This is a genomic window from Arthrobacter sp. PTI12, from assembly GCF_056679915.1.
The window spans coordinates 809,877-836,391 of record NZ_CM155256.1 but is presented as its reverse complement, the minus strand read 5'-3'; the positions used below and the strand labels follow the sequence as shown (position 1 = coordinate 836,391).

Genomic DNA, 26,515 nt, shown 5'->3' with positions numbered 1-26,515 from the left:
CTGCCTCAATCGGCCACGCGCCGTCGCGGCTGTTTGACGCAGGGAACGTTCCCCACGAGGGTGGGTTCATGACCACCCGTGTACCCGCTTCCCGCCTGCTCGCCGCCGCCGTCGCACTTGGAACGCTCGCCCTGACGGGTTGCGCCTCCGGCGAGCCGGCAGCGGAAGAGACCGGTCCCGCGTCGTCTGCTAGCGCGGAGCCGACGACCGCGGAGGAGCCGACGCCTTCCCAATCGACCTCGAAGTCCGCCTCCGCAGAGCCCTCCGAGAGCAGCGAACCCACGCAATCCGCCACCGCAGATGCGAGCCCGACGGCGTCGCCTGCGGACGGCGTCTGCACCGCCCACATGCTCAGCGCGGTCCTCGAAACCGAAATGGGCGGCGGCGCAGCGGGCAGCGTCTACCGGCAGATCATCTTCACGAATACGGCCAGCGAGGAGTGCGAGATCACCGGCTACCCGGGGGTGTCCTATGTGGACGCCGCCGGCAACCAGGTGGGCGCACCCGCAGACCGCGAGCCCGCGGAATCCGCCGAGGTGATCCTGGCTCCAGGTGAATCCGCTGTTGCACCCGTGAAGCAGACAAACGCACAGAACTACGGTGCTGACTGCGAGCTGACGGACGTTGCCGGCCTGCGCGTGTACCCGCCGAATGACACCGAGTCGCTGATCGTCGACCAGACGGGCACCGCGTGCGCAGCCGAAGACATCGTGCTCATGACGGTAGCTCCCACGAAACCGCTGTCACCCTGACAGCAAACTCTCGGCACCGTGTGCTCCCACCGCAGCTGACAGAATGTCGGAGGGGTAGGAGATGATGAATCGATGACATCGGTGCTTGAGAAATTCACGCCCGCCACACGCCAGTGGTTCGAGGGCGCCTTCTCAGCACCCACCCCTGCCCAGGAGGGGGCGTGGAACGCGGTCTCTGCGGGCTCGCACGCGCTGGTCGTCGCGCCAACCGGATCGGGGAAAACCCTCGCCGCGTTCCTCTGGGCCCTGGACAGTTTCATTGCACGTCCCGTAGAGGGCAAGCGGTCCACCCGCGTGCTGTATATCTCTCCGTTGAAGGCGCTCGGCGTCGATGTTGAGCGCAACCTGCGCGCTCCGCTCATCGGCATCACCCAGACCGCCAAGCGACTGGACCTGCCGGCACCGTCCGTCTCCGTGGGCGTGCGCTCCGGGGACACGCCTCAAGCTGAGCGCCGCGCCCTGCTCACCCGGCCGCCGGACATCCTGATCACCACGCCGGAGTCGCTCTTCCTCATGCTCACCTCCCGGGCGAGGGAAACCCTGATGGACTTGGACACCGTCATCATCGACGAGGTCCATGCCGTGGCCGGAACCAAGCGGGGCGCGCACCTCGCAGTTTCCCTGGCGCGGCTCGATGCGATGCTGGAGAAGCCGGTCCAGCGGATTGGCCTCTCAGCGACGGTGGAGCCCAAGGAAACGGTGGCCCGCTTCCTCGCGGGGAATGCTCCGGTGGAGATCGTGGCTCCGCCTTCGAAGAAGTCGTGGGACCTCACGGTCACCGTTCCCGTGGAAGACATGACCGAGCTGGGCGGCGCACCCACCACCGACGACGACGACGGCGGCCCCACTGCCTCGCCGAGCATCTGGCCTCATGTGGAGGAGCGGATTGTCGACCTGATCCAGACCAAGCGGTCAACGATCGTCTTCGCCAACTCCCGCCGGCTGGCCGAGCGGCTCACCGCCCGGCTGAACGAGATTCATGCTGAGCGGCTGGAAGCCGCGTCCTTCTGGGATCCACCCGCGAATGCGCCCTCGGTTGCGCCTGCGGATTCTCTTCAGAATCCCCAGGCGGATCCTGCGGTGGACCCGCAAGCAGGCGGGAAAACCGAACTGAAGCGCACGCCCGCCGAACTGATGGCCCAGGCAGGGCAGACCGAGGGCGCCGAGCCGTTGCTCGCCCGCGCCCACCACGGCTCTGTATCGAAAGACCAGCGCGCGCTCATTGAGGATGACCTGAAGTCCGGCCGGCTGCGGTGTGTTGTGGCGACGTCGTCCTTGGAACTGGGCATCGACATGGGCGCCGTTGACCTGGTGATCCAGGTCGAGTCCCCGCACTCCGTGGCCAGCGGCCTCCAGCGCGTGGGCCGGGCCGGGCACCAAGTGGGCGAGGTCTCCGAGGGCGTGCTGTTTCCCAAGCACCGCGGAGACCTCGTGAACACCGCCGTCACCGTCGAACGGATGCTGGCCGGTCAGATCGAACCGCTCTACATTCCCACCAACCCGCTGGATATCCTTGCCCAGCAAACCGTCGCGGCCACTGCCCTTGAGACCATTGATGTGGAGGAATGGTTCGACGTGGTCCGCGCATCCGCGCCCTTCGCCACGCTTCCCCGCTCCGCCTTTGAGGCGACGCTCGATCTCCTGGCCGGCCGGTACCCGTCGGATGAATTCGCCGAACTGCGGCCGCGCATCGTCTGGGACCGGGTGGAAGGGACCATCACCGGCAGGCCCGGCGCCCAGCGTCTGGCCGTTACCTCCGGCGGCACCATCCCGGACCGCGGGCTGTTCGGCGTCTACCTCGTGGGGTCCGAGGACGCCGGATCAAACCGCGGCGGCCGGCGGGTCGGTGAGCTGGACGAGGAGATGGTCTACGAATCGCGCGTCGGTGATGTCTTCGCCCTCGGTGCAACCAGTTGGCGCATCGAGGACATCACCCATGACCGCGTGCTGGTTTCTCCTGCCTTCGGGCAGCCGGGCAAGCTTCCCTTCTGGAAGGGCGATTCCCTGGGCAGGCCGGTGGAACTGGGCCGGGCACTCGGCAAGTTCGTCCGCGAACTTTCGAATGCATCGGAGGACGACGCCGCTGCCCGGTGCCGCGCGAGCGGCCTGGACGAGTGGGCGGCCGGCAACCTGCTCGCGTATCTCCGTGAGCAGCAGCAGTCCACGGAAGTGGTGCCGAGTGACCGCACGCTGGTGGTTGAGCGCTTCCACGATGAGCTCGGTGACTGGCGGGTAGTCCTCCACAGCCCGTTCGGCATGCCCGTGCATGCGCCGTGGGCGCTCGCGGTCGGTGCCCGCCTTGAGCAGCGGTACGGGATGGACGGCTCCGCCATGGCGTCCGATGACGGCATTGTGCTGCGAGTGCCGCTCATGGAAGACGAGCCTCCCGGCGCCGACCTGTTCCTCTTCGATGCGGAGGAACTGGACGGCATTGTCACGGCGCAGGTAGGCGGGTCAGCGCTCTTCGCATCCCGGTTCCGGGAATGTGCAGCGCGGGCGTTGCTGCTGCCACGGAACAACCCGTCCAAGCGCAGCCCGCTGTGGCAGCAGCGGCAGCGCTCCGCACAACTGCTGGACGTGGCACGCAAGTTCCCCACCTTCCCGATCATCCTCGAGACAGTCCGCGAGTGCCTCCAGGACGTTTATGATCTTCCGGCGCTCAAGGACATCGCCGCGCAGATCGACCGCCGTGAACTCCGGATTGTCGAGACCACCACGTCCCAACCGTCGCCGTTCGCGCGCACCATGCTGTTCGGGTACGTTGCGTCCTTCCTCTACGAGGGCGACTCACCGCTCGCCGAGCGCCGCGCCGCAGCGCTCTCGCTCGACCCCACGCTCCTCAACGAACTGCTGGGCCGGGCGGAACTACGTGAACTCCTCGACGCTGGCGTCATCGCTGACACCGAGCAGGAGCTTCAGCGCCTCGCTCCTGACCGGAAAGCACGCGGCCTCGAGGGCGTCGCGGACCTCCTGCGCCTGCTTGGCCCCCTGACCCCCGCCGAAATCGCCGAGCGGTCCGAGGAACCCGGGGAAGCGGCCACGTCCGCGGACGCGCTGGTCAAGGCCAACCGGGCACTGCGCGTCAACGTTGCCGGGGAAGAACGCATTGCTGCCATCGAGGACGCCGCGCGGTTGCGTGATGCCCTCGGAGTGCCGCTGCCCATGGGTGTCCCGCTGGCGTTCATCGAACCGGTCCCGGACCCGCTGGGTGACCTCGTCGGCCGCTACGCCCGCACGCATGGTCCCTTCACGGCAGCGGAAGCCGCCGCGCGGCTGGGACTGGGTGTCGCCGTCGTCGTCACCGCCCTGCAGCGGCTGGTCGCGGATGGCCGCGTGGTGGAGGGCGAGTTCCGCCCCACGGCTTCAGCCCCGGGCCATGAGGCTGCCTCGAGCGAGTGGTGCGATGCCGAGGTGCTTCGCCGGCTCCGCCGCCGGTCGCTCGCTGCGTTGCGCCACGAAGTGGAGCCGGTGGACCCTGCCGCCTATGGCCGGTTCCTGCCCGCGTGGCAGCATGTCGGTTCCGGCCTGCGCGGTCTCGACGGCGTGGCCACGGTCATCGACCAGCTCTCGGGAGTGCCGATTCCAGCCTCGGCGTGGGAGCCGCTGATCCTGCGCACGCGGGTATCGAACTACAGCGCGGCGATGCTGGATGAGCTGGCGGCGACGGGTGAAGTGGTGTGGTCCGGTGCCGGGTCGCTGCCCGGGAACGACGGCTGGATCTCCCTTCACCTCGCGGAGAACGCGCCGCTTACCCTACGCCCGGATCCGGAGTTTGAGCCCAGCCCCCTGCAACAGGAACTCCTTGACCTGCTTTCCGGCGGCGGCGCCTACTTCTTCCGGCAGCTTGTCCAGGGCCTGACCAACGGTAACCAACCCGCCGACGCCGCGGTGACCGCCGCACTGTGGGATTTGGTCTGGGCCGGGCGGATCGGCAATGACACGTTCACTCCGGTACGTTCCCTGCTGGCCGGCGGAAAAACCGCGCACAAGCAGCGTACGCCCACTCCACGAGCGCGGACCGCGCGGATGGGACGGCTCGGCAGGGCGCCGTCCATGACCGGCGGCAGCCTGCGGACCAGCGCGTTGTCAACCGGAAACGACGGCGGGACCGGCTACCAGCGCAGCACTCCTCCACAGGTTGCCGGGCGGTGGTCGCTGCTGCCGGGCATCGAAGGTGACACCACCATCCGGGCACACGCCACCGCGGAACTGCTCATGGACCGCTACGGCGTGCTCACCCGCGGTTCCGTTGCGAGTGAGGGTATTCCGGGCGGATTCGGTCTCATGTACAAGATGCTGTCGCGCCTGGAGGAAATGGGGCGGTGCCGCCGCGGCTACTTCATCGAGCATCTCGGCGCCGCGCAGTTCGCGGTGCCGGCCACGGTGGACCGGCTGCGCTCCTTCAGCGCGGACGCGCGCCCGGATGCCGCCCTCGCGAAGAAGCCCACCGCCGTCGCGCTTGCTGCTACAGATCCGGCGAACCCCTTCGGAGCGGCGCTGGGCTGGCCACAGCACGACGGCGGACACCGGCCCGGCCGCAAAGCCGGCGCCCTGGTGGTACTGGTCGACGGGCAGCTTGCGCTCTATGTTGAGCGCGGCGGTAAAACCATGCTTACCTACACCGCAGACACCGAACCCCTCACCGCCGCAGCGGAGGCGCTGGTTGCCGCAATCCGGCACGGGGCAGCGGACAAGATGGCCGTCGAGAAAATCAACGGCGAATCCGTCCTCGACTCCGCAGCCGGACGAGCCCTTGCCGATGCCGGCTTCTACAGCACGCCCCGGGGGCTGAGAATCCGTGCCTGAGGGAGATACCGTCTGGCGCGCCGCCCGCGACCTCAACCGCGCACTCCACGGCAAGGAGCTCACCCGCTGCGACATCCGCGTGCCGAAATTCGCGACGGTGGATTTCACCGGCCGGACGGTGCGCGACGTCGTCGCCCGCGGCAAGCATCTGCTCATTCGTGTGGAGGAAGAGTGGAGCATCCACTCCCACCTGAAGATGGAGGGCCTCTGGCACGTCTATCCCAAAGGCGGGAAGTGGCGCCGCCCAGCGTTCAAGGCACGCTGCATCCTGGAAACGGAAACCTCCACAATCGTGGGTTTCGAACTCGGATTCCTCCGCATCATCCCGCAGGCAGAGGAGGACGACGCCGTCGGCTACCTCGGACCCGACCTGCTCGGGCCCGACTGGAACGCCGAGGAAGCGCTGCGCCGGCTGCGCGCGGACCCGGCTCGCCCCGTGGGCCTGGCGCTGCTCGATCAGCGGAACCTCGCCGGCATCGGTAACGTTTACCGATGCGAGTTGTGTTTCCTCGCTGGGGAGCATCCGCTCACCCCGGTGGGCGAAGTCAAAAACCTTCCGCGTATGGTGGAACTCGCTCACCGGCTGCTCGAGGTGAACAAAGGCAGGTCAACGCGCGTCACCACCGGGTCCATGCTGCGTGACCCGCTGTGGGTGTACGGGCGGACGGACCGGGGCTGCCTGCGTTGCGGAACCCGCGTTGTGCGCAGCGAGCTCGGCGACAACGAGTTGGAGCAGCGGGTGCTCTATCACTGCCCGCACTGCCAGCCCGCGCGGGATACGGCGTGAGCATCATCCGCGCGCACATGACCATCCGCAGCACCCTGACCATCCGTACCATCCGCACTGACTACCGAGGGAGACCATGAGCTGGCTCAGCACGCTTCCAGGCTTCTTCGTTGCGCTGCTGGTGCTCCTTGGCCCCGGGCTGCTGTGGGGCGCCGTCTTCGGTCTGCGTCGCCTCACACTGCTTGCACTGGCCGGTCCGCTGAGCGTCAGTGCCGTGGTCATCGCCTCCGAGTCGGCCGCGCTGGCGGGCGTCCGCTGGTCGATTGTGCCGCTGCTCGGAGTCACCGCCGCTGTAGCACTCCTGCTCTGGCTCATCCGGCGACGCTTCGGGGAGGCGGTCGCCACGGACCCCGGCGGGCCACTGCGGCACTCGCTTGCTGCGTGGGCTGCTGCGGCGATCCCGGTCGGTCTGATCACGCTGTGGATCTTCGGTGACCCGGAAAACATCGCGCAGTCACACGACAACATTTTCCATCTCAACGCTGTCCGGTACATCGCGGAAACCGGCAACGCGTCCTCCCCGGACCTCGGATACCTGGGAACACGGGCGGCCACGTTCTACCCGGCGGGATGGCACGCCATCGTGTCGGTGGTCCTCCTGTCTTCCGGGCTGTCCGTACCCGCAGCCATCAATGTGGTGAACCTCGCCATAGTCCTGGCGATCTGGTGTATCGGGTGCCTTTTCCTGGTGACCCGTGTGACCGGCGAGCGCCGCACGGCCCTGCTTAGCGCCGCCGTGCTGTCCGGTGCCTACAGCAGTTTCCCCTACCTCCTGTATGAATTCGGCGTGGTCTATCCATTCATGCTGTCCATCGCCCTGCTGCCGGCTGTGCTCGGCCTGGTGGTGCAGCTGATGCGCGTCGGCGCACCGTTGCGTACGACGACGGCGGCCAACCTCCTGCTGCTGTTGGGGGTTCTGCCGGGGCTGGCTCTGGCGCACCCATCGTCGGTGGTCGGCGCACTCGGCCTCAGCCTGCCCATGGTGCTCGCGGCAGCGTACAGCAGACTTCGCCGCAGCGCTGAGCCGGCCTGGCGCACCCTCGTACCCACAGCGGTTTTCCTGGTGGTCCTCGCAGTTGTCTGGATGCGGATCCGGCCCTCGCGCGGCAGCTCGGACAACTGGAACGAACTCGGTAACGCCGGCGTCGCCCTGATCGAGGTGGTCCTGCACTCCCCGCTTTTCCGGCCACCAGCCTATTTGGTGGCGGCGCTGACACTAGTGGGTGCCGCCGTCGTACTCCGCCGCAAACGGCACCGCTGGACGCTTGCCCTGTACGGCTTCGCGGCGATGCTGTTTGTGGTCGCGAACTGGAAGGAAGCCCCGGACCTGCGGTGGATCGTGGCCGGCGTCTGGTACAACGACTACTTCCGGATCAGCGCCATGCTGCCGGTGGCTGGGATCATCATTGCCTCCCTCGGAGCGGTGGCCCTCGTCGACCTCGCGAAACGCCTGCCGAAGGTGCGTGCTCTCCTCCGTGAGGGGAGCAGGAAGCGGGGAGCCGCCGTCGTCGTCGTGCTGGTTGTTGTGGGTGTGCTGCTGGCGCCGCTGGGAGCGGTACAGCGCGGGGTTGCGGAAGCCGCCGCGAAGTACCGGTTCACCGAGGATTCCCAACTGCTGACTGTCGATGAGCTCGCGCTCATCGAGCGGGTGCCGGAGACTGTGGAGGAGGGGTCAGGCATTGTGGGGGTTCCGCTGACGGGGGCGTCGTTGTCCTACTCCTACACGGGAATCCCCACGCTGCTGCCGTACGGAACCCTACCTGCATCGGCCGCCGGCAAGATCATCTACGAGTCCCTGGACGAGCTCACCACCAATCCGGAAGTCTGCCCTGCGGCTCAGGAGATGGGGGTGGAGTACGTCCTCGATTTCGGCATCAGCTCCGTGCATCCGGGAGAAACGGAGGTAGTGCCGGGGCTGCAGGATCTGACCCCGGAGAACGGGTTCGAACGCGTGGACAGCGAGGGAGAAGCCGTTCTCTACCGGATCGTGGGTTGCTGAGAGCGTGCCGGCTCCCAGTCCCGCTACCCTAGATAAGTGATGCAATCCCCTCTTCCCGTGCGCAACGGCGTGAACGCCACGCGGCTGCGGCTTCCCTCGGAGGGGCCGTGGGATACCGCGCTGGAGTACATCCTGGACCGCTGGAACCACGTGGACCCGGACGGAATTGCCGAGCGCTTTGACCGCGGTGAAGTGGTTGCCCTGGGCGGTGAGCGGCTTACCCGGGCAACTCCCCTCAACGAGCACACGTTCATTTGGTACTACCGGGAACTGCCGGTGGAGAAGCGCCTGCCGGTGGAGCTGAGCATCCTGCACCAGGACGAGAACCTGCTGGTCGTGGATAAACCGCACTTCCTGCCGACGACGCCGGGCGGAATGTATGTGGCGGAGTCGGCTCTGGTGCGGCTGCGGGTGCAGCTGGACCTGCCGGACCTGATTCCCATGCACCGCCTCGACCGGGTGACCGCCGGAATCCTCATGTTCTCCATCAACCCGGCAACGCGCGGCGCGTACCAGCTCCTGTTCGAGAATCGCCGCATCCGCAAAGAGTATGAGGCCGCTGCTCCCATCGATCCGTCTTTGAAGCTCGACACTCATCCGCGCACCGTCCACAGCCGCATCGTTAAATCCCGCGACTACCTCCTCGCGCAGGAGGTCCCCGGTGACCCCAACGCGGAAACCAGGGTGCAGCTTGTCGGGGAGCACCACGGCGTGGGCCGCTACCGGCTGCAGCCGCACACCGGGAAGACGCATCAGCTGCGGCTGCATATGGCCGGCCTGGGCCTCGGAATTGTCAACGATCCGTTTTACCCGGTCCTGCAGCCGCAGCAGGAAGACGACTACTCGAAACCCCTGCAACTCCTGGCCCGGCACATCGAGTTTGTCGACCCGCTGTCCTCCCGGCCGGCGTCCTTCACGAGCGGGTTGGAACTGTCTTCGCTCGGGTGAGGTCCCAGAATCTGTGCCGGCAGCCGGTCACGCCTTGGCGTCCCGCTGTAAATTGGTACGGGTGGACCTGTCAACCATTGCCGAGTGGTCCCTCATGATCCATCCGGTCACGCTTCTGGTGGTCATCGCTGACGTTTTCGCGCCCATAATGCCCTCTGAATTCCTGGTCATCGCATCAGGCTCGCTTGCATCCGAGGGCTCAGTGCTCCTTTCCATCGCCCTCCTGACCGCTGCAACCGGCAGCCTGCTGGGGGACCTCGCTCTGTACCTGCTCTTCCGAAAAAAGCTGACACACTGGCTGGACCGCTTCCGCTGGGGCCGCGCCGTCCACCGCGGCATCCGCAACGCAGTCGAGAAGGCGGGCAAGTCCCCCACCTACGCCGGCCTGGTTGCTCTCCGGTTCCTTCCGGGCGGTCGGACCGCGGGTATTGCCGCTGCCGGGATCGCCGAACTGCCCCTGCGGCCTTTCCTGGGATTTGCCGCCGTGGGCGGGGTGCTGTGGTCCATTTGGCTGGTGGGCCTTGGGTACATTTCGGACGTCACAACCGGTTTCCCTATGTGGGCCAGTGCACTTCTGGGAATGGGGGTGGGTACTCTGGTGGGACTGATCATTGCAGCGTTCTTCGCGCTGAAGCAGCGCCGGGAGGTCCGAAAGACACATGAGCATGCCGACTCCGTCCAATCACCGGCTGCCCCAGGTTCCGCCCGTACCGCCCGGGGAGAACACCGAAGCCACCCCTCCGCGGACCGAGACGAGCAGCGTCCTTGAGCGGCTGAAAGCCGCACAACCGAAGGCGCAGGTCTCCGCCGGTGATGAAAAACCGGGAACGACGACGGCGGCACCGCCGACCGCTGGTCCCACAGCAACCGCCGGTGCCACAGTGCCCGCCGGTGCTGCTCCCAGCCCAACCCGCAACACCGACCTGGCGCAGGACGACCAGGCGCAAGCACGTGAGAAGGCCCGCGCTGCGGAACTCAGGGCGGCGCGTGCAGAGAAGTTGAAAGCGGCCTCCGCCGCCGCCTCCGCATGGGCCGCCAAGTCAGGGAGACAGACCGCCGCCTGGACCGCGACCACCTCCCGGAGCGCTGCAGCAAACGTTCGGTCGTGGCGGGCTGACCAGGTACGACGCAATCTTGTCACCCTGACGGTGATCGGCGCACTGGTGGGAACCGCGTCCGTGGCCGGGTTCTTCGGTGGAACTGAAATCTGGACCAGTGAACTGCTGCGTCCCGACCTCACACTCGTCTCCCCCAGCCTCAACTCGCTGTACATCTGGGCCTTGATCGGGCTCGGCCTGATCGCCTACACCGTTCACCAATGGCTGCCCGGCCAGGCAGACAGCCCGCGGCACCGCCGGTTGGGCTGGGTGGTCATCGCCGCCCTGTTACTGAATCTTGCGTTGGCCCTCACCATCCAAGCGGAGCTCTACGCACCGAGCCTGATGGTGCACGGCGTGCTGCTCGTCCTGCTCCTGGTGTCGCTGCGCTGGCTGAACCGGTGGTCGGCCGCCACCCGGCTGGAAGGAACGCTGGTCGACGTACCGCTCGGCCTTTTCCTGGGCTGGACGGGCTTCACGGCGCTCAGCCATACCGCGGCGTTCCTGTCCCTTGAGGGGTTTTCCTGGCTCACGGAAAACGAGTTCGCCTGGGCACTTGCGGGCCTCGGCGTCGTCGTCGTGATGGGAAGTGCAGTCTGCTCGATGGACCGCGGCCGCATTGCGGTTGCCCTTGCCCTGGTGTGGGGCCTGGGCTGGATTATCGTGGAGAGGCTCATCGGGGAACCGCAGTCGCTGCCCACGGCCGCGGCGACGGCGCTGGCGGTCTTCCTCGTCCTCATCACCGCCGGATCGCGCCGTCACCGCGTGGACCACTCCTATCGCCGGGCCCTGCGCCGTCACCAGACCGCCAACCTCCCACCGATTGACCTCGCTGATGATGACGACGATGAGTACGAATACGACGACGACCACCACGACGGTGAGGAAGTGCACGGCGGCCCGGCGCGGGCTTAGCCGACCGTGATCGCGATCTTCCCGCGCGTGTGACCCTCCATGTTGGCTGCAAAGGCTTCCGCCGCTCGCTCCAACGGATAGGTCTCGGCAAGCACCGGCTTCACCGTGCCGGCTTCGATCAGGTCAGCAAGCGTGGCGAGGTCGGCAGCTACCGGGCGCACAAAGACGTACCGCCCGCCGTGTTCCTTCACACCGGCGTCGGCAATGGATGCAACGCGCCCCTGCCGGGTGAGGTTGTCCAGTGATGCCTGCCAGTCGTCGCCGCCCACGAAGTCGACGACGGCGCTGACACCGTCCGGTGCAATCTCACGGACACGATCAGCGACACCCTCGCCGTAGGAGACGGGTTCAGCGCCGAGTTCACGCAGGAAGTCGTGGTTCCGCTCGGACGCGGTGGCAATGACGCGGGCTCCGCGGCCACGTGCAATCTGGATGGCGAAAGTGCCCACGCCGCCAGCACCGTTGTGGATCAGCACGGTGTCACCGCTGGAGACGTCCAGCGCGTCCAGCGTCTGCAGTGCGGTGAGGCCGGTCAGCGGGACAGTTGCCGCCTCTGCCCACGAGAGGTTCGCGGGTTTGCGGGAGAGGGTTCGCACCGGCGCGGCGACACGCTCCGCGAAGGTTCCCTGGCCAACGGTGTCCATCCGGACGTAGCCCATGACCTCGTCACCAGCGGAAAATTCAGGAACTGCGGGGCCGGGCTGAACAACGACGCCGGAAACATCCCACCCCGGGATTACCGGGAAGTGCGCGGTGATGGCACCGTCAAGGTAACCCGCCATGACCTTCCAGTCCACCGGGTTGACCGATGCCGCTTTGACCTCGATGAGGACCGTGTCCGGGCCTACCTTCGGTTCCGGCTGGTCACCATACTCAAGGACGCCCGGGTCACCGTACGTTGAATAGAACACTGCTTTCACTGCTGATTCCTTCCATCGGGTACTGAGGACTCACTCGGTGGAACCCCGGACACCCGCGCGTCATTCCAGAATCGAACCGTGCATCGGGTCACAGTAGGTGCGGTAACTTCCTCAACGGTAGGCAGGGGCCGTCGTGAAGCGCAGTGAATAGTTGTCGAGGGTGCCCGGCAACGGTCCGACATTCAGCCGCTCCGCCGACTCCAGCTGCAGCTCCGTTCCGTCCAGAACGTGGGCAAGGAAGGCGCTGGTCAGCATCAACACGAGGTGGCGTCCCGGGCACGCGGCAGGGCCTTCACTGAAGGGAATGAGCGCCCAGTCGCCGTCGTCGTCGTTGTTCAGCCAGCGTTCCGGAGTGTACGCATCCGGCTGGGGGACGGTCCGCTGATCGCGATGGAAAAAGGGAGCGTAGATGAGAACACCGCACTTGGTCGGCATGGTCCCCGCGTCCCAGGACACCTCCCCCGTGGACTGCCGCAGCACCATGGGCGTGGTCGGCCAGAGCCGCAGGGACTCCAGGACACAGGCCCGGAGCCAGGGGAGATACTCCCGCCGTGAGCGGTTTTCGGCGACTTCCCGAAGCGCCCTGGCTCGAACCTCCGGATGCGCCGCCACGGCAGCGAGCGCACGGAACGTTGCCATGCCGGCAGGATCGAAGGCGAACAGCCACTGCGGGATCTGCTCAACCGGCGCGGTGCTGTCCTGTGGGTTCATCCCCGACATCACAGACGCGAGGCTGCCCTGCGGTGCCGCCTGCATTCGATGCCCGACGGCGGCGAGAAACTGTGCGCGCAGTTTCCGTTTGCGGGGCTTCAGAAACGCCCAGTTTCCGTCAGCGCGGAGCTGGGCGAGCATATCCGTGAGTTCCTCGTCATGTGCGGCCGCATCCCCGAAGACCACCCGCCGAACCATCCGGTACCAGGACTGGATGAACTCATCCCAGGTCAACGCGCCGGACCTGCGCACCACGCGCAACAGATCCTCCGCCTCCTCGGCGACGATGGGAAGGAACGACTCCGCCAAGCGGTGCACAGGGCTTCCTGAATCCAACACCTGGTCCTGCAGAGCCCGCCGCACGCTCCGCTCCCTGCCCGAGGAGATGAGGGAGTTCCGCGGCTGGAAGTGCGACAGGGCTGCCTTCTTTTCGCTGCTGGCAGCGGCGAAAGGCTCCGGAGTTTCGGCAAGGATACGGTGCACGTCCCTGGGCTCCAGGACTATCGCCTGTCGGCGCAGCGGCAAGCGGAGGAGAACGGGCGAGGCCGGATACTTCGCCGCCAGCTGAGTGAGGGTGGCGACTGCCCGCTCATCGAGGTGCAACTTCTCTGCAAGCGCGACCATCCGTGACCGCCGGATGATCGGTCCCTTGGCCAGGGTGGGCACAAACACCTTCGACAGGAAGGTTGCGGTTTCCCGGACTGTCAGCTGGGGCAGCGATTCAACAGAGCTCATACTCCACTGTCCCGGTGGATTGCTCACCCTGGCAACCACCACTTCCGCGCTGGCTGCAGCAACAACCGTCAGAGGATCGCAGATACTCCCGTGACCGCACGCCCCACAATGAGGGTATTGATTTCGAAAGAACCCTCGTAGGTGTAGATTGCCTCGGCGTCCGCGAAAATCTTCGCCATCTTGTAGTCCGTCACGATCCCGTTGCCGCCGAAGATCGACCTGCCCATTGCCACCGTCTCCCGCATCAGGGACGACGTGTAGGACTTCGCGAGCGCGGCCTGCGCCATGTCCGCTCCGCTGCGCTGCTCCTGCTGCTGTCCTTCGTGCAATCCGCGGTGCTCGTCTTCCTGCAACTGCGCAACCCGCGCCATCATGCCGAGGCTCGCGGTGGTGTTACCCAGCATGCGCACCAGCTGCTGCTGGATCAGCTGGAAGCTCGCCAGCGGACGCCCGAACTGATGGCGCTCGACGGCGTAGGCACGCGCTGCGTCGAACGCCGCCAACTGCTGGCCCACCGCCTGCCAGCCCACCAGGATGCGGGAACCGCGCAGCAGGTGCTTGGTGTCAGTGAAAGTGTTGATTCCTGCGAAGCGGTCTGCTTCTGACACCCTGACGTTGTCCAGGATGATGTCCGCGTTCTGCACCGTCCGCAGCGCAATCTTGTTCTCGATGGCCGTCCGGGTAATCCCGGGCAGTGTGGCGTCCAGGATGAAGCCCCGCACGGCGCCGTCCGCGGTGTCCCGCGCCCACAAGAGCATGTAGTCGCAGAACGTTCCGTTTCCAATCCAGCGCTTTGCGCCGTTCAGGATCCAGGTGTCCCCGTCCCGCGTTGCGGTGGTTGCCATGCCGCCCGCCACATCGGACCCGTGCTGGGGCTCGGTGAGGGCAAAGGCACCCGTGATGGTGAGGTCCATGGCATCGTTCAGCAGCCGTGCCTTCTGATCCTCTGTCCCGAACTCGTGCAAGGCCTCAACGAAGAGATCGTGATGCACCATGAAGAACGTTGCCAGCGACGTATCGGACCGGGTGAGTTCGGCGATGACCATGCCGCTGAACAGGTAGCTGTACCCCTGTTGGACCGGCGTACTCAGGTTCAGGGCGGCAAGTTTGGGCAGCACCTCCAACGGAAATTCCGCCCGGTTCCACCAATCGGTGGCGAACGGCGCCACTTCCTTGGCGAGGAAGTCCCGCACGTCCTGCAGCTTCGCCCGTTCGGCGTCACTGAGCAGGGACTCGAATCCGTAGAAGTCTGCGGATGGGAGGCTGCTCTCCATTGAGCTGTCCTTTCGGGTGTTCTCAGAAATCAAGAGGATCTACTTCGGTGCCATGCGGATGGCACCGTCAAGCCGGATGGTCTCGCCGTTCAGCATCTGGTTCTCAACGATGTGCGCAACCAGCGAAGCGTATTCGGTGGCCTTGCCGAGCCTGGATGGGTGCGGCACCTGCTTCCCGAGGGAGTCCTGGGCCTCCTGCGGCAACCCGGCCATCATGGGGGTTTCGAAGATGCCCGGGGCGATGGTCATGACCCGGATGAAGGACCGCGCGAGTTCACGCGCAATCGGCAGGGTCATCGCCGCAACAGCACCCTTGGATGCCGAGTACGCGGGCTGCCCAATCTGCCCGTCGAACGCCGCGACGGATGCCGTGTTGATGATGACCCCGCGCTCGTTCGTGCCGGTCGACGTCTGTACCGGCTCGGTGGCTACCATGGCGGCCGCCGCCAGCCGCAGCACGTTGAAGGTGCCGATCAGGTTGATGCTGATGACCTTGTTGAACTGCTCCAGCGGCAGCACGCCGTCCCTGCCCAGTACCTTGCCGGGCGTTGCCACTCCTGCGCAGTTGACAACAATGCGCAGCGGGCCCAGCTCAACCGCCGCGTCCACCGCAGCCTGAACCTGTTCCTCGCTGGTCACGTCAGCAGGAACAAACCGCGCCCGCGCCCCCAGCGACTGGGCAAAATCTGCGCCATCCGACTGCGGAAGATCCAGGATCACCACTGATGCGCCGTCGTCATACAGCCGCTGCGCCGTCGCCCGGCCGAGCCCGGACGCTCCGCCGGTCACCAGGGCTACCGTTCCTGCACACTCCATGACATCTCCTTTGCGTCGGGGGTCGATTCGAGGGGTGAGTCGAAGACTCAGCTGCGAACACTCCTTCGAGCCTACTGTGATGCAGCACACCGCAGCATCCACCGGCCGCCGCACTGTGCATAGTGCTCAAACATAAGGACGACGGCGCCCTTTAGGGTGGCTCTATGCCCACAGAACTGCCCGCCGAGAAACTCCCTGAAGAACATCGGGAAGCACAACTGCGCGCCGCAGCAGCCGCCGCGTCCGTCCCCGCGGCCTTCGGCCACCGGCTGCTCGGCCTGCCCGGAACGCACCTCGCGCAGGTCAATCTCCCGAACCGGAGCACAGTTCCGTGGCACTACTGGTGGCAGGCGCACTATCTCGATTGCCTCCTCGATGCGGCGGAGCGCGCAGACATCACCCATCACGACGACGGCGCCGCTCACCGCACGCGCGCTCGCCGCCTCCTGCGCACCATCCGCCTGCGCAACGGCGGGCGCTGGAGAAACAGCTACTACGACGACATGGCCTGGCTAGCCCTCGCTGCCCTGCGCTCAGCCGATATCGCAGACACCAGCCCGCTTCCCACACTGACCGCGGCCCTGATCTCAGCACACACTTCAGACCTCGGCGGCGGCCTCTTCTGGAACACATCCCGCGATTTCAAGAACACCCCGGCTACGGCCCCGGCGGCGCTCTACTTCGCACGCATCGGGCGGAAGGACGAGTCGGCACAATTGGTGGACTGGCTCTTCGCCCGGCTGCTGGACCCGGCAACCGGGCTCCTCTTCGATGGCATCCGCATGCCCGGCGAACGGCTGGTCACCGACCTCTACACCTACAACCAGGGCCCGGTCCTGGGTGCCTTGCTGGCCCTTGGAGACCAACGAAGCCTGGAGCGCGCCAGCGGCCTGATCACCGCCATAGCAACGCACCTCGTCCAGCCGGACGGCGCCCTGCGCACCCACGGCGGCGGTGACGGCGGCCTGTTCACGGGAATCCTCGCCCGCTACCTTGCGCTCGCGGCGGTTTCACCGCACCTGCCGGAAGCAACCCGCACAATCGCCCGCACCCTGATCACGACGACGGCGCGCGCCCTGTGGGAGGGGCGCACGGAGCGGGAAGCCGGCGGCCGCCGTCGTCGTACTGTCCTGGTCTTTCCTGCCGCGCCGGGAGCTTCGGCCGGTAAGGGCTCAGTAGAACTGTCCACGCAACTTCAGGCGTGGATGATTTTCGAAGCCGCGTGGCAGGCTACTGGTAGGACCGGACGCGCGGGCGGCTGAGCGCTACGAGCAGAATCCCCGCCGCGAGTGACCCGAGGGTGGCAACGGCGAGGTCGCCCATGGTGTCCGCATAGGTTACGTAGATGTCCTCGGTGACCCAGGCATCACCGGCCCACTCGGCGAATTCCCACAGGACGCTGAGCGCCATGCCGAGGAGCACCACCTGCAGCACCACACCCACGCGGTTCCGGCGTCCGTGGCCGGCGGCGGGCAAGACCTGCAGGTGCGATCCAAGCACGTACGCCATGCCGGCCACCGGCCCGGTGCAGACGCAGTGCACCAGCAGGTCCCACCAGGCAATAAGTTCGTACACATTCAGGACGCTGCTCCAGCATGCGAACAGCAGCGCGCATCCGTACACCGCATCGAACACCGGGTGCGGACGGGCATAGCGGGACAACGTGAGGCCACCGAGCGCGAGGAAGAACACGGCTACGTCCACCGGCCCCCACCAGAACACCATCACGATGGTGCTGAGTACGGCTGCAGCCCGCACGCCGTCCGCTGCGACTTCGGCGTGCGTGGCCGGCCGTCGGATGAGGTCGGCGATCATGAACTCAAGCCTACTGGCCGCGTTGCGCGCTGTGCGTGAGGCCTTCCAAAGCGCCCCTGCCTGGCAGTGAATGGCGCTTGACAGTAGACAGCGTGTAAAGCAAACTTGTCATGTAAAGCAAGGTTTACATGATGGAGAGGAACCAATGCACGATCAACAGGTACGCACACCGTGGGGCACCACAAAAAGGGGCGGTTTCCCAGCACTGGGGGTAGCTATTCCCGCCGGGCTGGCGCTAGCGGCAGCGCTCGGGGTGGTGGCAGCTGCAATGGGCGCCACCGAGTCCAATCCGATGCTTGGCGGCGTGGTCTTTGCCCTTTGCCTGGCCCTGCCCTTGGTCGCCCTCGTCTACGCCGTCGTGGTGGACCGCGGCACCATCAAGGGTGCCGCCGACCGGCCGGAGGAATCCGTTGAATCCGGGTGGTATGACCGTGCGGCCGCCGGCGCGTTCACCGACCTCGTCCTGCTCGCCGGAGCGGGCGCGACCATCCTTGCGTTCATCCCCGCAAACTTTCCCGTCGACCTCAAGCTCGTCCTTCCCGCTGTTGTGCTCGCGTTCTTTGCCTCCTTCGGCATCCGCTACCTGGTCCTCCAACGCAAGGGCTGATGTGCGCAACTCTGTCCACGATTCCCGCCAGCGGTTGGCGTGGTCCCAACAGCGGCTCGCCGATGAACTGGGCGTCTCGCGACAAACCATCATCTCCATCGAACGCGGCCGGTTTGATCCCTCCCTGCCGCTGGCATTCCGGCTGGCCGCGATCTTCGGCTGCACCATCGAGGATCTCTTCTTCCCTGGAGACGACACCGAAAGAACTGCAGGCGGCGGCTAGGATCAGCACATGCCGTCCCTGTCCGTGGTGATTCCCTGCAAGGACGACGCCGGTCCCCTGACTCGCTGCCTCGAAGCACTCGCCGCGCAGACAGTGGCCCCGCTGGAGGTCATCGTGGTGGACAACAACTCCACCGACAGCAGCGCGGAGATAGCTGCCCAGCTCGGCGCCCGCGTGCTGACGGAGCCAGTGCCCGGAATCGCTGCTGCTGCCTCCGCCGGCTACGACGCCGCGCTCGGCAGCATCATTGTCCGCTGCGACGCGGACACACTTCCGCCCACGGACTGGCTCCAACGCATCGCGAACCGCTTCGATACGGAACCCGACCTCGCCGTACTGACCGGTCCCGGAAACTTTTACGACGCCGGACCCCTCCGTGCGTGGCTGGCCAACCTTGCTTATATGCAGGCGTACTTCGTCTCCATGGGGCTCGCCATGGCCCACTGGCCGCCGTTCGGCTCGAACTGCGCCTTCCGGCGCGCGGACTGGGAGAGCGTGCGTTCCCGGATCCATCGCAGGGATCCGGACGTCCACGACGACGTCGATCTCGGATTCGCGCTCGACCCTTCGCAGCGCACGGCGTACGACCGCTCCCTCAAAGTGGGCATCTCGGCCCGCTCACTGGCTGGCGGCGCTGCCGGCCGCCGACGCTTCCGCCGCGCCTTTCATACACTGGCGCTCCACTGGCGGCTGGCTCCACCCTGGGAGCGCTGGAGGCAAGCAATCAGCGCAGGACGGGAGCGCCGTCGTCGGACAGTGCACCACTGACCTTCTGCATAGAACAGCCGTCAGACGGAGGCGGCGAACCGCTCCGGGTAGAGCAGCGGCAACTGCAGGGTCAGCCACGGGCTGAAGGCCCAGGGTGCGGCGGCAACGGCCGCGGTGAGCTGCAGCGGGTCCGCCCACTGCACCTGCATCACCTCGTCCTCGCGGGGGTTCACCGGGGAAACCGCGCGTGCCGTGTAAACGGGGCAGATCTCGTTTTCCACCACGCCCGAGGCATCCACCGCCCGGTACCGGAAGTCCGGAAGCCGTAGCTCAATCAGATCAAGGCGCAGCCCCAGCTCGTGGTCCGCGCGGCGCGCCACGGCATCCTCGGTTGCCTCACCCGGGCCCGGGTGGCCGCAGAAGGAGTTGGTCCACACGCCCGGCCAGGTGCGCTTGGACAGCGCGCGGCGCGTGAGGAGGATGCGGCCGGCGTCGTCATACACGTGCGTCGAGAAGGCCAGGTGCAGCGGGGTGGAGGTCGAATGGACCGTCGCCTTGTCCGCCGTGCCGACGGGCGTTCCGTCGTCAGCCGCCAGGACAACCAGCTCTGCGGTGCGGTTCATTTCCCTCCAATGGGTGACGCGTGTTTACTTTACCTATGGACAAGGAGATCACACTGGCTGGATCCACCGACAGCCAGCTGGTAGATGACGTCCTGACGTCCTTCTTCGCCCGGTCCAAATCACGCGCCGAAGCGATGCATCCCGATTACCGCACCATGTGGGAGCACCTCGAAACGTGCACCGTGGGAGGCAAGCGGTTCCGCCCCCGCCTCGTGATGACTGTCTACAGCCTGCTGGGCGGCACTGAAAGGGTCACGGCGGCCACCGTCGCTGCATCCTTCGAACTCCTCCACACCTCGCTGATTGTGCATGACGACGTCGTGGACCGGGACTTTACCCGCCGTGGAATCCCCAACGTGTCAGGGACGTACCGCAACCTCGCCGCCGCGCAGGGAAGCAGTCCCTCGCGTGCCGAGCATGCCGGGCTGTCCGTGGGAGTGATTGCCGGTGATTTGGCGCTGTCCAACGCCTACCGGCTGCTCGGCGAGGTGGACACAGACCTCGCTACCCGGCAGCGGCTGGGAGATCTTCTCGATGAAGCCATCTTTGCGTCCGCGGCCGGCGAACTACTTGATGTGTTAGCTCCTTTTGATCCAACTCCGCAGCCTGTTGAGGAAGTGCTCGACATGGCGCGGCTGAAAACTGCTGTGTACTCCTTCGAAGCGCCGCTGCAGGCCGGTGCGGTGCTTGCCGGCGGCGATGACCTGCTGGTGAACGCGCTGGGAGAGTTCGGCCGCTGCATCGGGATTGCGTACCAGGTGGCTGATGACCTGATCGGCGTCTTCGGCGACGAGAGCCGCACGGGCAAAGTCGGCTGGAGTGACCTGCGCGAGGGTAAACGTACTGCGCTGATCTCCTACGCAGCGGACCAGCCGCAGTGGCCGCGGATCGCGGCGCTGCTGGCGGACCCGGACCTGACCGCAACCGGTGCGGCGGAGGTCCGAGAGCTGCTGATTGAATCGGGTGCGCGCGACCAAGCCACCCGTCTCGCCGCCGACCTGACCGAGCGCGCGCTGCAGGCCCTCGTGGAACCGTATGTGCCGCAGGCCCTGCGTGACGGTCTGGCGCCCATCTCCGACGTCGTCAGCGAAAGGGTTCGGGCGTGAGCCGGGACCGCGATGCGCTCGCTGACTACACGGCTGCTGCACTGAAGTCTTCCGCCGTAGTGCTGCGCTCCTACTCGACCTCCTTCGGGTTGGCTTCGCGGCTGTTCGAGGGCAGCGTGCGCCGGCAGGTGGAGTCCGTGTACGCGCTGGTGCGGGTTGCTGATGAAATTGTCGACGGCGTCACCTCCGCCGCGGGATTGACTCCTGAGGACACCCGGCGCCAGCTTGACGACTTCGAACGCGAAACGGAACGCGCGCTGGATACCGGGTACAGCACCAACCTGGTGGTCCACGCTTTTGCCCATTCCGCCCGCCGCACCGGGATCGGCACTGACCTTACCCGCCCATTCTTTGCCTCCATGCGCGCGGACCTGGAGCAGGCGGAACACACCCCTGAGTCCTTCGCCGTGTACGTCTACGGATCCGCGGAAGTAGTCGGGCTGATGTGCCTGAAGTGCTTCCTCGACGGGCACGCGGTGAGCGCCACGGAAACGAAGAAGCTCGAGCGCGGCGCCCGGCACCTCGGCGCAGCCTTCCAGAAGGTCAACTTCCTCCGGGACCTCGCCGAGGATTTCGAGTCGCTTGGCCGCAGCTACTTCCCGGACGTCTCCCCCGACAACTTCGATGAGGCGCACAAGGAACGGTTGCTTGCGGACATCGAACACGATCTGAGCGAATCCCGTGCCGTGCTCCGCGGGCTGCCCCCATCCAGCCGCAGGGCCGTGGCCCTGGCACAGGAACTGTTCGCCGAACTGGCCGCGCGCATCCGCGCGACTCCTGCCTCAGAACTGATGCGCACGCGAATCAGCGTGCCCAACACGGTGAAGCTGCGCATCGCGGCCGCTGTCCTCACCGGCAAGCGCGGGCTGGAACCCTCCAGCCCGCATCCATCCCGCGTGGAGGCACAGTGAAGGCACGCACACCGTCCGGACGCGCCGTCGTCGTCATCGGTGGCGGTATCAGCGGACTGGCAACCGCAGCGCTGCTGGCCACCGAAGGCCATTCCGTCACGGTGCTGGAAAAGCAGGACACCGTGGGCGGCAGGGCCGGCTCCTGGAGCGAGGACGGCTTCCGGTTTGACGCCGGGCCCTCCTGGTACCTCATGCCCGAGGTGATCGACCACTACTTCCGGCTGCTGGGCACCTCGGCCGATGAGCAGCTGGACCTCGTGAAACTCGATCCGGGCTACCGGCTCCTGTCCGAGGGCTACCCCGAACCCGTTGATGTTCCCGCCGAGAGGCACCGGGTGGTGGAACTCTTCGAGCGGCTGGAACCGGGTGCCGGCGCAAAGCTGGAGCAGTACCTCGATTCCGCTGCGGACACATACACCATGGCCACGCGCCGGTTCCTCTACTCCACCTTCGAATCGTTCACTTCGCTGTTGACACCGGATGTGCTCGGGCGCCTGCCGCGGCTCGGCCGGCTGCTGCTGGAACCGCTCCACAACTACGCCCGCCGCTATGTGAGCGACCCGCGGCTGCAGCAGATCCTCGAATACCCTGCGGTGTTCCTCGGGACCTCCCCGTTCACCGCGCCCAGCATGTACCACCTGATGAGCCATCTGGACCTCGACGACGGCGTGCTCTATCCCATGGGCGGCTTCACCCGGCTGGTGGACGCGCTGGAGGGCCTGGCCCGGAATGCCGGCGTCACCATCACCACGGGCGCCGAGGTCACCGGGATCGAGACCACTGCGACGGCCTCCCGCAAGCGACCCGCGGCCGTCCGTGGGGTGAGCTACCGCTCCGCTGACAGGAGGGAGCACACCATCGCGGCCGACGTCGTCGTCTCCGCAGCGGACCTTCACCACACCGAAACCACGCTGCTCCCCCGCGAACTGCAGACCTATCCCCAGCGGTACTGGAACCGCAGCACAGCCGGGCCCAGCGCCCTTCTGCTCTACCTGGGCGTCCGCGGCGAGCTGCCGGAGCTGCAGCACCACACACTGCTGTTCACGGGTGACTGGGAGGAGAACTTCCGTGCGATCTTCGGCCGAACTCCCTTCATTCCCACGCCCGCGTCCATGTATGTGTGCAAGCCCAGCGCCACGGATCCCACCGTGGCTCCGGAGGGACACGAGAACGTCTTTGTCCTGGTCCCGATCCCGGCGGATCCAAGCCTGGGAGGTGCGGGCGGCGAGCGCATCGAGCGCGTCGCTGATGCTGTTATCCAACAGCTGAGCGAGTGGGCCGGCATCCCGGACCTCGCGGACCGCATCGTACTCCGGCGCAGCTACGGCCCGGCGGACTTCGAGCGCGACTACCACTCGTGGAAAGGCACCTCGCTGGGCCCGGCCCACACCCTGCAGCAGAGCGCGTTCTTCCGCGCGGGCAACGTCAGCCGCAAGGTTCAGGGCCTGTACTACGCGGGCGGTTCCACCATCCCCGGGATCGGGATCCCGATGTGCCTGATCAGCGCCGAACTGGTGATCAAGCGGCTGCGCAGGGACCTGAGCACCGGCCCGCTTCCCGTGCCGCTGCGGGCAGGCAGGGTCCGCGAAAACACGGTCACGTGATGGGCGCTGCCTACCTGCTGTTCCTCCTGATCTCGCTGGGCTGCATGGTGCTTCTCGACCAGCGCCTGCGCCTGTTCTTCTGGAACGACGCCCGCCGGGCCGCCGTCGTTCTGATCACCGGAGTGCTGTTTTTCCTCGTATGGGACCTCGCCGGGATCGGGCTGGGGATCTTCTACCGGGGTACCGCAGCGATGACGGGAGTGATGCTCGCACCCGAGTTGCCCCTGGAGGAACCGATCTTCCTCGCCTTCCTGTGCTATCTGGTGATGAACCTGTTCCTGTGGTTCCGGCGCATCTTCACCGAGCGCAGCAGCAGTCCCCGGGATGCACGGCAACTGTCGGACGAGCCGGGAGGGCAATCGTGACCTACTGGGCGCTCAATGCGGTGTTCCTCCTTCCGGCGCTTCTTGTCGGCGGCCTAACAGCGGCGGCATTGAAAGACGGCAGGCGCAGGACTGCGCTCGCTGCGGCAGGTGCCGCCGCCGTCGTCGTGCTGGTTCTGACCGCCGTGTTCGACAGCATGATGATCGCGTTCGGGCTCTTCAGTTACTCCGAGGAGCTGATCTCCGGCGTCTACATCGGGTTCGCTCCGATTGAAGACTTCGCCTATCCCGTGGCGGCTGTGCTCCTGCTACCCGCGCTGTGGATCCTGCTGGGCAAACGGGCGGGGAAGCCGCAGCCATGAAGACCCTCCGCACCTTGCTGGTGTCCTCGCGCCCGCTGTCCTGGGTGAACACGGCGTTCCCGTTTGCGGCCGCCTACCTGCTGACCGCCGGGCGGATCGACCTCGCCTGGATTATTGGAACCCTCTACTTCCTGATCCCCTACAACCTGGCGATGTACGGGATCAATGACGTGTTCGACTACGAGTCTGACCTCCGCAATCCCCGCAAGGGCGGCGTGGAAGGTGCCGTGCTTGACCGGACCATGCACGCGACCACTCTCCGCGCGGCGATTGCCACCAATGTGCCGTTCCTCGCGGCGCTGGTTTTGCTGGGCGGGCCGTTGTCCTGGCTGGTGCTGGCCGTCAGCGTCTTCGCGGTCATCGCGTACAGCGCTCCGAAACTCCGCTTCAAGGAACGCCCCTTCCTGGACTCAATCACCTCGAGCACGCACTTTGTCAGCCCGGCGGTCTATGGGCTGGTGCTGGCGCAGGCCGAGTTCACGCCGGCGCTGTGGGCACTGCTGGCCTCGTTTTTCCTGTGGGGCGTGGCGAGCCAGGCGTTCGGCGCGGTGCAGGACGTCGTGGCAGACCGGGCCGGCGGTATCGCCTCCATTGCGACGGTGACCGGTGGCCGGGCGACCGTGAGGTTTGCCATCGCCTCCTATCTGGTCAGCGGTGCTCTCCTGCTCTTCACCCCGTGGCCTGGACCGCTGGCCTCCTTCCTGGTTCTGCTGTATGTGGTCAATATCGTCCCCTTTGCTTCCCTGGAGGACGACGACGCCGAGCTCGCCCACCGCGGTTGGGAACGGTTCCTGTGGCTGAACTATGTCACCGGGTTCTTTGTAACGATGCTGCTCATCTGGTACGCGGTAACCCGCTGACTCGGCAATTACGCAACGCTCTTGTTGCGCCGGCGCGGCTGCCGGCGGGCTGCTGACCGCACTGCTCGGTGCGCCGTACTTCGTATACCTGCTGTTCCGTAGCCGGCTTACGCGGTGAGGGTTCAGGATTTCGACGCCGCGGCGCGTCTCTTGATCTCGCGATAAATAGTTGTCCGGGAGACTGAGAATATCTCCGCCAGTTCCATCTGTGTGTACTTGTCTTCGTCGACCAGCTCGTACAGGTGACGGCGGCGAGTGAGAGACAGTTTGGGCGGCTTGCCCCGCAGCCGGCCTTTGGCTTTCGCCACGGCCATGCCTTCACGCGTGCGGGCTCGAATCAGGTCTGACTCGAACTCGGCGACCATGCCGAGCACGTTGAACATGAGGCGGCCCACCGGATCAGTCGGATCGTAGACACTGCTGCCCAGGCTCAATGACACTCCCTTGCGCGTAAGCTCATCCGCGATATCCCGAGCGTCGGGTAACGACCGCGCAAGCCGGTCGAGTTTGGTGACGACAAGCGTGTCACCGGCCCGGACTGCCGCCAGTGCCTGGAGAAGTCCGGGTCGGGCTCGGTTGGTGCCGGTCAGCCCGTGGTCGACGTAAGTGTTGTCCGCTTCAACTCCGAGCGCTGCCAGGCCTTCCCTTTGAATGGTGAGGTCTTGCTGATGTGTAGAGACTCGCGCGTAGCCGATCTTCACCATTTCAGTGTTGCACTTATCGTGCCTTCACGGGGCTTTTCATAGTGCGGGTTTTACGTGCATTTGATGGTCGGTCGAGTACTCGGTGGCAATGGGCCCAGCGAGCGCCGACCGATCGAGTCGCGGTGCTACGAGCCGCAGCCGCTAGGATGGCGCCGTGAAGCTTCTCCTTACGTCGGCAGGCGTCACCAATCCAACGATCTTCGCTGCACTCGAAGAACTGATCGGCAAGCCGATCAGCGAGTCCAACGCACTGTGCATTCCCACCGCCCAATATGGTCACCCATGGGTCGGCCCCGGCATCAAGGCATGGGAATTTATCAGTGGAAGATCCGAGAATCCCATGGTTGACCTGGGATGGGAATCGGTCGGCGTGCTGGAATTGACCGCGCTGCCGAGCATCGATGAAGAGCGGTGGAAGCCACTCGTTCTCGAAACCGACGTGTTACTGGCGGCTGGCGGTGACGCTCTATACCTCAACCACTGGGTGCAGCAGTCCGGACTGGCCGATATGTTCCCGTCGCTGACGAAAACTGTGTGGGTTGGGATGAGCGCTGGCAGCATGGTGATGACCCCGCAGATCGGTCGTGAGTTCGTCGGCTGGAAGTCGATGACCGGTGACGACAGCACACTGGGAGTAGTTCCCTTTTCGATTTGCCCGCACCTCGCGCCCGACGGTGCACCCGGTAACTCTTTAGCGGCAGCAGAGAAATGGGCTGGCGGTATACAGCAACCGTCCTACGCCATCGATGACCAAACGGCCATCAGCGTGACTGATGATGCGGTAGACGTCCTCACAGAGGGCATCTGGCGGTACTTCCCAAAGTAGACGACGGCCAACCTCACCGCCAGAAGGACCGGCTTGCGGGCAGTGGGGCAGTCGTCAGATGCCTATCGGAACGCTGAGGGTTC

At 66.0% G+C, this 26,515-nt stretch carries 25 protein-coding genes; 18 read left to right on the top strand and 7 right to left on the bottom strand.

Going from position 1 to position 26,515, the window contains the following annotated elements:
- Window positions 1–68 precede the first annotated feature (68 nt).
- From AC1MBU_RS04135 to AC1MBU_RS04105, 7 genes are all read left to right on the top strand, one after another.
- The gene (locus AC1MBU_RS04135) at window positions 69–752 is read left to right on the top strand and encodes a DUF4232 domain-containing protein (protein WP_479788740.1); all 684 of its coding nucleotides are present in this window, start codon (window positions 69–71) and stop codon (window positions 750–752) included.
- A 72-nt stretch (window positions 753–824) separates the two neighbouring features.
- Window positions 825–5,558: an ATP-dependent helicase gene (locus tag AC1MBU_RS04130; RefSeq protein WP_479788738.1), complete on the top strand. Its 4,734-nt coding sequence runs from the start codon at window positions 825–827 to the stop codon at window positions 5,556–5,558.
- Complete coding sequence (locus tag AC1MBU_RS04125) at window positions 5,551–6,345, top strand: Fpg/Nei family DNA glycosylase (protein ID WP_346027977.1); 795 nt, start codon at window positions 5,551–5,553, stop codon at window positions 6,343–6,345. Before AC1MBU_RS04130 ends, AC1MBU_RS04125 begins: the two co-directional genes overlap by 8 nt.
- A 76-nt stretch (window positions 6,346–6,421) precedes the next feature.
- Complete coding sequence (locus tag AC1MBU_RS04120; protein ID WP_346027976.1) at window positions 6,422–8,344, top strand: DUF6541 family protein; 1,923 nt, start codon at window positions 6,422–6,424, stop codon at window positions 8,342–8,344.
- A gap of 39 nt (window positions 8,345–8,383) precedes the next feature.
- Window positions 8,384–9,292, top strand: a complete 909-nt coding sequence (locus tag AC1MBU_RS04115; protein ID WP_479789714.1) for an RluA family pseudouridine synthase — start codon at window positions 8,384–8,386, stop codon at window positions 9,290–9,292.
- Window positions 9,293–9,353: 61 nt separating this feature from the next.
- Window positions 9,354–10,061, top strand: coding sequence for a DedA family protein (locus tag AC1MBU_RS04110; RefSeq protein ID WP_479788735.1), 708 nt, complete (start codon window positions 9,354–9,356; stop codon window positions 10,059–10,061).
- Window positions 9,958–11,304 (top strand): hypothetical protein, encoded by a 1,347-nt coding sequence (locus tag AC1MBU_RS04105; protein ID WP_479788733.1) that lies wholly within the window; start codon window positions 9,958–9,960, stop codon window positions 11,302–11,304. Before AC1MBU_RS04110 ends, AC1MBU_RS04105 begins: the two co-directional genes overlap by 104 nt.
- Here AC1MBU_RS04105 and AC1MBU_RS04100 read toward each other — a convergent pair.
- From AC1MBU_RS04100 to AC1MBU_RS04085, 4 genes are all read right to left on the bottom strand, one after another.
- Window positions 11,301–12,224, bottom strand: coding sequence for an NADP-dependent oxidoreductase (locus AC1MBU_RS04100; protein ID WP_277359697.1), 924 nt, complete (start codon window positions 12,222–12,224; stop codon window positions 11,301–11,303). The genes AC1MBU_RS04105 and AC1MBU_RS04100 overlap by 4 nt on opposite strands.
- Before the next feature lie 111 nt (window positions 12,225–12,335).
- Window positions 12,336–13,670: a cytochrome P450 gene (locus tag AC1MBU_RS04095; protein ID WP_479788730.1), complete on the bottom strand. Its 1,335-nt coding sequence runs from the start codon at window positions 13,668–13,670 to the stop codon at window positions 12,336–12,338.
- A gap of 68 nt (window positions 13,671–13,738) precedes the next feature.
- Window positions 13,739–14,944: an acyl-CoA dehydrogenase family protein gene (locus AC1MBU_RS04090; RefSeq protein ID WP_479788728.1), complete on the bottom strand. Its 1,206-nt coding sequence runs from the start codon at window positions 14,942–14,944 to the stop codon at window positions 13,739–13,741.
- 39 nt (window positions 14,945–14,983) lie between these two features.
- Window positions 14,984–15,760 carry a 3-hydroxyacyl-CoA dehydrogenase gene (locus tag AC1MBU_RS04085; RefSeq protein WP_277359700.1) on the bottom strand — a complete coding sequence of 259 codons (777 nt, stop codon included), beginning with the start codon at window positions 15,758–15,760 and terminating at the stop codon, window positions 14,984–14,986.
- A gap of 164 nt (window positions 15,761–15,924) precedes the next feature.
- On the opposite strand from AC1MBU_RS04085, the gene AC1MBU_RS04080 reads away from it, so the two are divergent.
- On the top strand, window positions 15,925–17,022 hold the full coding sequence (locus tag AC1MBU_RS04080; protein WP_479788725.1) for a glycoside hydrolase family 76 protein: 1,098 nt from the start codon (window positions 15,925–15,927) through the stop codon (window positions 17,020–17,022).
- Here AC1MBU_RS04080 and AC1MBU_RS04075 read toward each other — a convergent pair.
- On the bottom strand, window positions 16,991–17,575 hold the full coding sequence (locus AC1MBU_RS04075) for a DUF2238 domain-containing protein (RefSeq protein WP_056546241.1): 585 nt from the start codon (window positions 17,573–17,575) through the stop codon (window positions 16,991–16,993). The two genes, AC1MBU_RS04080 and AC1MBU_RS04075, sit on opposite strands and share 32 nt — an antisense overlap.
- 145 nt (window positions 17,576–17,720) lie before the next feature.
- Between AC1MBU_RS04075 and AC1MBU_RS04070 the strand changes: the two genes are divergently transcribed.
- The 3 genes from AC1MBU_RS04070 to AC1MBU_RS04060 are packed head-to-tail and all read left to right on the top strand — an operon-like array spanning window position 17,721 to window position 19,173.
- A complete protein-coding gene (locus AC1MBU_RS04070; RefSeq protein WP_479788723.1) occupies window positions 17,721–18,182 on the top strand; it encodes a hypothetical protein in 462 nt (153 codons plus the stop codon).
- Window position 18,183: 1 nt separating this feature from the next.
- Complete coding sequence (locus AC1MBU_RS04065) at window positions 18,184–18,405, top strand: helix-turn-helix transcriptional regulator (RefSeq protein WP_277359924.1); 222 nt, start codon at window positions 18,184–18,186, stop codon at window positions 18,403–18,405.
- 9 nt (window positions 18,406–18,414) lie between these two features.
- Window positions 18,415–19,173, top strand: a complete 759-nt coding sequence (locus AC1MBU_RS04060) for a glycosyltransferase family 2 protein (protein WP_471672832.1) — start codon at window positions 18,415–18,417, stop codon at window positions 19,171–19,173.
- 20 nt (window positions 19,174–19,193) lie between these two features.
- Here the strand turns inward: AC1MBU_RS04060 and idi are convergent, their stop codons facing one another.
- The gene (gene idi / locus AC1MBU_RS04055; RefSeq protein ID WP_471672831.1) at window positions 19,194–19,736 is read right to left on the bottom strand and encodes an isopentenyl-diphosphate Delta-isomerase; all 543 of its coding nucleotides are present in this window, start codon (window positions 19,734–19,736) and stop codon (window positions 19,194–19,196) included.
- 35 nt (window positions 19,737–19,771) lie between these two features.
- Between idi and AC1MBU_RS04050 the strand changes: the two genes are divergently transcribed.
- The 6 genes from AC1MBU_RS04050 to AC1MBU_RS04025 are packed head-to-tail and all read left to right on the top strand — an operon-like array spanning window position 19,772 to window position 24,902.
- On the top strand, window positions 19,772–20,842 hold the full coding sequence (locus AC1MBU_RS04050; RefSeq protein ID WP_277359031.1) for a polyprenyl synthetase family protein: 1,071 nt from the start codon (window positions 19,772–19,774) through the stop codon (window positions 20,840–20,842).
- Entirely contained in the window at window positions 20,839–21,753 is a 915-nt protein-coding gene (locus tag AC1MBU_RS04045) for a phytoene/squalene synthase family protein (RefSeq protein ID WP_479788719.1), read from the top strand. Before AC1MBU_RS04050 ends, AC1MBU_RS04045 begins: the two co-directional genes overlap by 4 nt.
- Complete coding sequence (crtI, locus tag AC1MBU_RS04040; protein WP_479788717.1) at window positions 21,750–23,357, top strand: phytoene desaturase family protein; 1,608 nt, start codon at window positions 21,750–21,752, stop codon at window positions 23,355–23,357. The genes AC1MBU_RS04045 and crtI overlap by 4 nt, the downstream gene beginning before the upstream one ends.
- On the top strand, window positions 23,357–23,722 hold the full coding sequence (locus tag AC1MBU_RS04035; protein WP_479788715.1) for a lycopene cyclase domain-containing protein: 366 nt from the start codon (window positions 23,357–23,359) through the stop codon (window positions 23,720–23,722). Before crtI ends, AC1MBU_RS04035 begins: the two co-directional genes overlap by 1 nt.
- Complete coding sequence (locus tag AC1MBU_RS04030; RefSeq protein WP_346027964.1) at window positions 23,719–24,042, top strand: lycopene cyclase domain-containing protein; 324 nt, start codon at window positions 23,719–23,721, stop codon at window positions 24,040–24,042. The genes AC1MBU_RS04035 and AC1MBU_RS04030 overlap by 4 nt, the downstream gene beginning before the upstream one ends.
- Window positions 24,039–24,902 (top strand): prenyltransferase, encoded by an 864-nt coding sequence (locus tag AC1MBU_RS04025; RefSeq protein WP_471672828.1) that lies wholly within the window; start codon window positions 24,039–24,041, stop codon window positions 24,900–24,902. The genes AC1MBU_RS04030 and AC1MBU_RS04025 overlap by 4 nt, the downstream gene beginning before the upstream one ends.
- Before the next feature lie 122 nt (window positions 24,903–25,024).
- Here the strand turns inward: AC1MBU_RS04025 and AC1MBU_RS04020 are convergent, their stop codons facing one another.
- Complete coding sequence (locus tag AC1MBU_RS04020; protein ID WP_277359025.1) at window positions 25,025–25,603, bottom strand: recombinase family protein; 579 nt, start codon at window positions 25,601–25,603, stop codon at window positions 25,025–25,027.
- 157 nt (window positions 25,604–25,760) lie between these two features.
- On the opposite strand from AC1MBU_RS04020, the gene AC1MBU_RS04015 reads away from it, so the two are divergent.
- Window positions 25,761–26,432: a Type 1 glutamine amidotransferase-like domain-containing protein gene (locus AC1MBU_RS04015; RefSeq protein ID WP_277359024.1), complete on the top strand. Its 672-nt coding sequence runs from the start codon at window positions 25,761–25,763 to the stop codon at window positions 26,430–26,432.
- Window positions 26,433–26,515: the final 83 nt, after the last annotated feature.

What these genes read in the sequence shown, in the direction of transcription:
- AC1MBU_RS04135 (WP_479788740.1), top strand. Translation starts at nt 69, where the DNA reads ATGACCACCCGTGTACCCGCTTCCCGCCTGCTCGCCGCCGCCGTCGCA.
- AC1MBU_RS04090 (WP_479788728.1), bottom strand. Translation starts at nt 14,944, where the DNA reads ATGGAGAGCAGCCTCCCATCCGCAGACTTCTACGGATTCGAGTCCCTG.
- AC1MBU_RS04120 (WP_346027976.1), top strand. Translation starts at nt 6,422, where the DNA reads ATGAGCTGGCTCAGCACGCTTCCAGGCTTCTTCGTTGCGCTGCTGGTG.
- AC1MBU_RS04085 (WP_277359700.1), bottom strand. Translation starts at nt 15,760, where the DNA reads ATGGAGTGTGCAGGAACGGTAGCCCTGGTGACCGGCGGAGCGTCCGGG.
- AC1MBU_RS04095 (WP_479788730.1), bottom strand. Translation starts at nt 13,670, where the DNA reads ATGAGCTCTGTTGAATCGCTGCCCCAGCTGACAGTCCGGGAAACCGCA.
- AC1MBU_RS04105 (WP_479788733.1), top strand. Translation starts at nt 9,958, where the DNA reads ATGCCGACTCCGTCCAATCACCGGCTGCCCCAGGTTCCGCCCGTACCG.
- idi (WP_471672831.1), bottom strand. Translation starts at nt 19,736, where the DNA reads ATGAACCGCACCGCAGAGCTGGTTGTCCTGGCGGCTGACGACGGAACG.
- AC1MBU_RS04115 (WP_479789714.1), top strand. Translation starts at nt 8,384, where the DNA reads ATGCAATCCCCTCTTCCCGTGCGCAACGGCGTGAACGCCACGCGGCTG.
- AC1MBU_RS04075 (WP_056546241.1), bottom strand. Translation starts at nt 17,575, where the DNA reads ATGATCGCCGACCTCATCCGACGGCCGGCCACGCACGCCGAAGTCGCA.
- AC1MBU_RS04050 (WP_277359031.1), top strand. Translation starts at nt 19,772, where the DNA reads ATGGACAAGGAGATCACACTGGCTGGATCCACCGACAGCCAGCTGGTA.
- AC1MBU_RS04025 (WP_471672828.1), top strand. Translation starts at nt 24,039, where the DNA reads ATGAAGACCCTCCGCACCTTGCTGGTGTCCTCGCGCCCGCTGTCCTGG.
- AC1MBU_RS04080 (WP_479788725.1), top strand. Translation starts at nt 15,925, where the DNA reads ATGCCCACAGAACTGCCCGCCGAGAAACTCCCTGAAGAACATCGGGAA.
- AC1MBU_RS04070 (WP_479788723.1), top strand. Translation starts at nt 17,721, where the DNA reads ATGCACGATCAACAGGTACGCACACCGTGGGGCACCACAAAAAGGGGC.
- AC1MBU_RS04130 (WP_479788738.1), top strand. Translation starts at nt 825, where the DNA reads ATGACATCGGTGCTTGAGAAATTCACGCCCGCCACACGCCAGTGGTTC.
- AC1MBU_RS04060 (WP_471672832.1), top strand. Translation starts at nt 18,415, where the DNA reads ATGCCGTCCCTGTCCGTGGTGATTCCCTGCAAGGACGACGCCGGTCCC.
- AC1MBU_RS04035 (WP_479788715.1), top strand. Translation starts at nt 23,357, where the DNA reads ATGGGCGCTGCCTACCTGCTGTTCCTCCTGATCTCGCTGGGCTGCATG.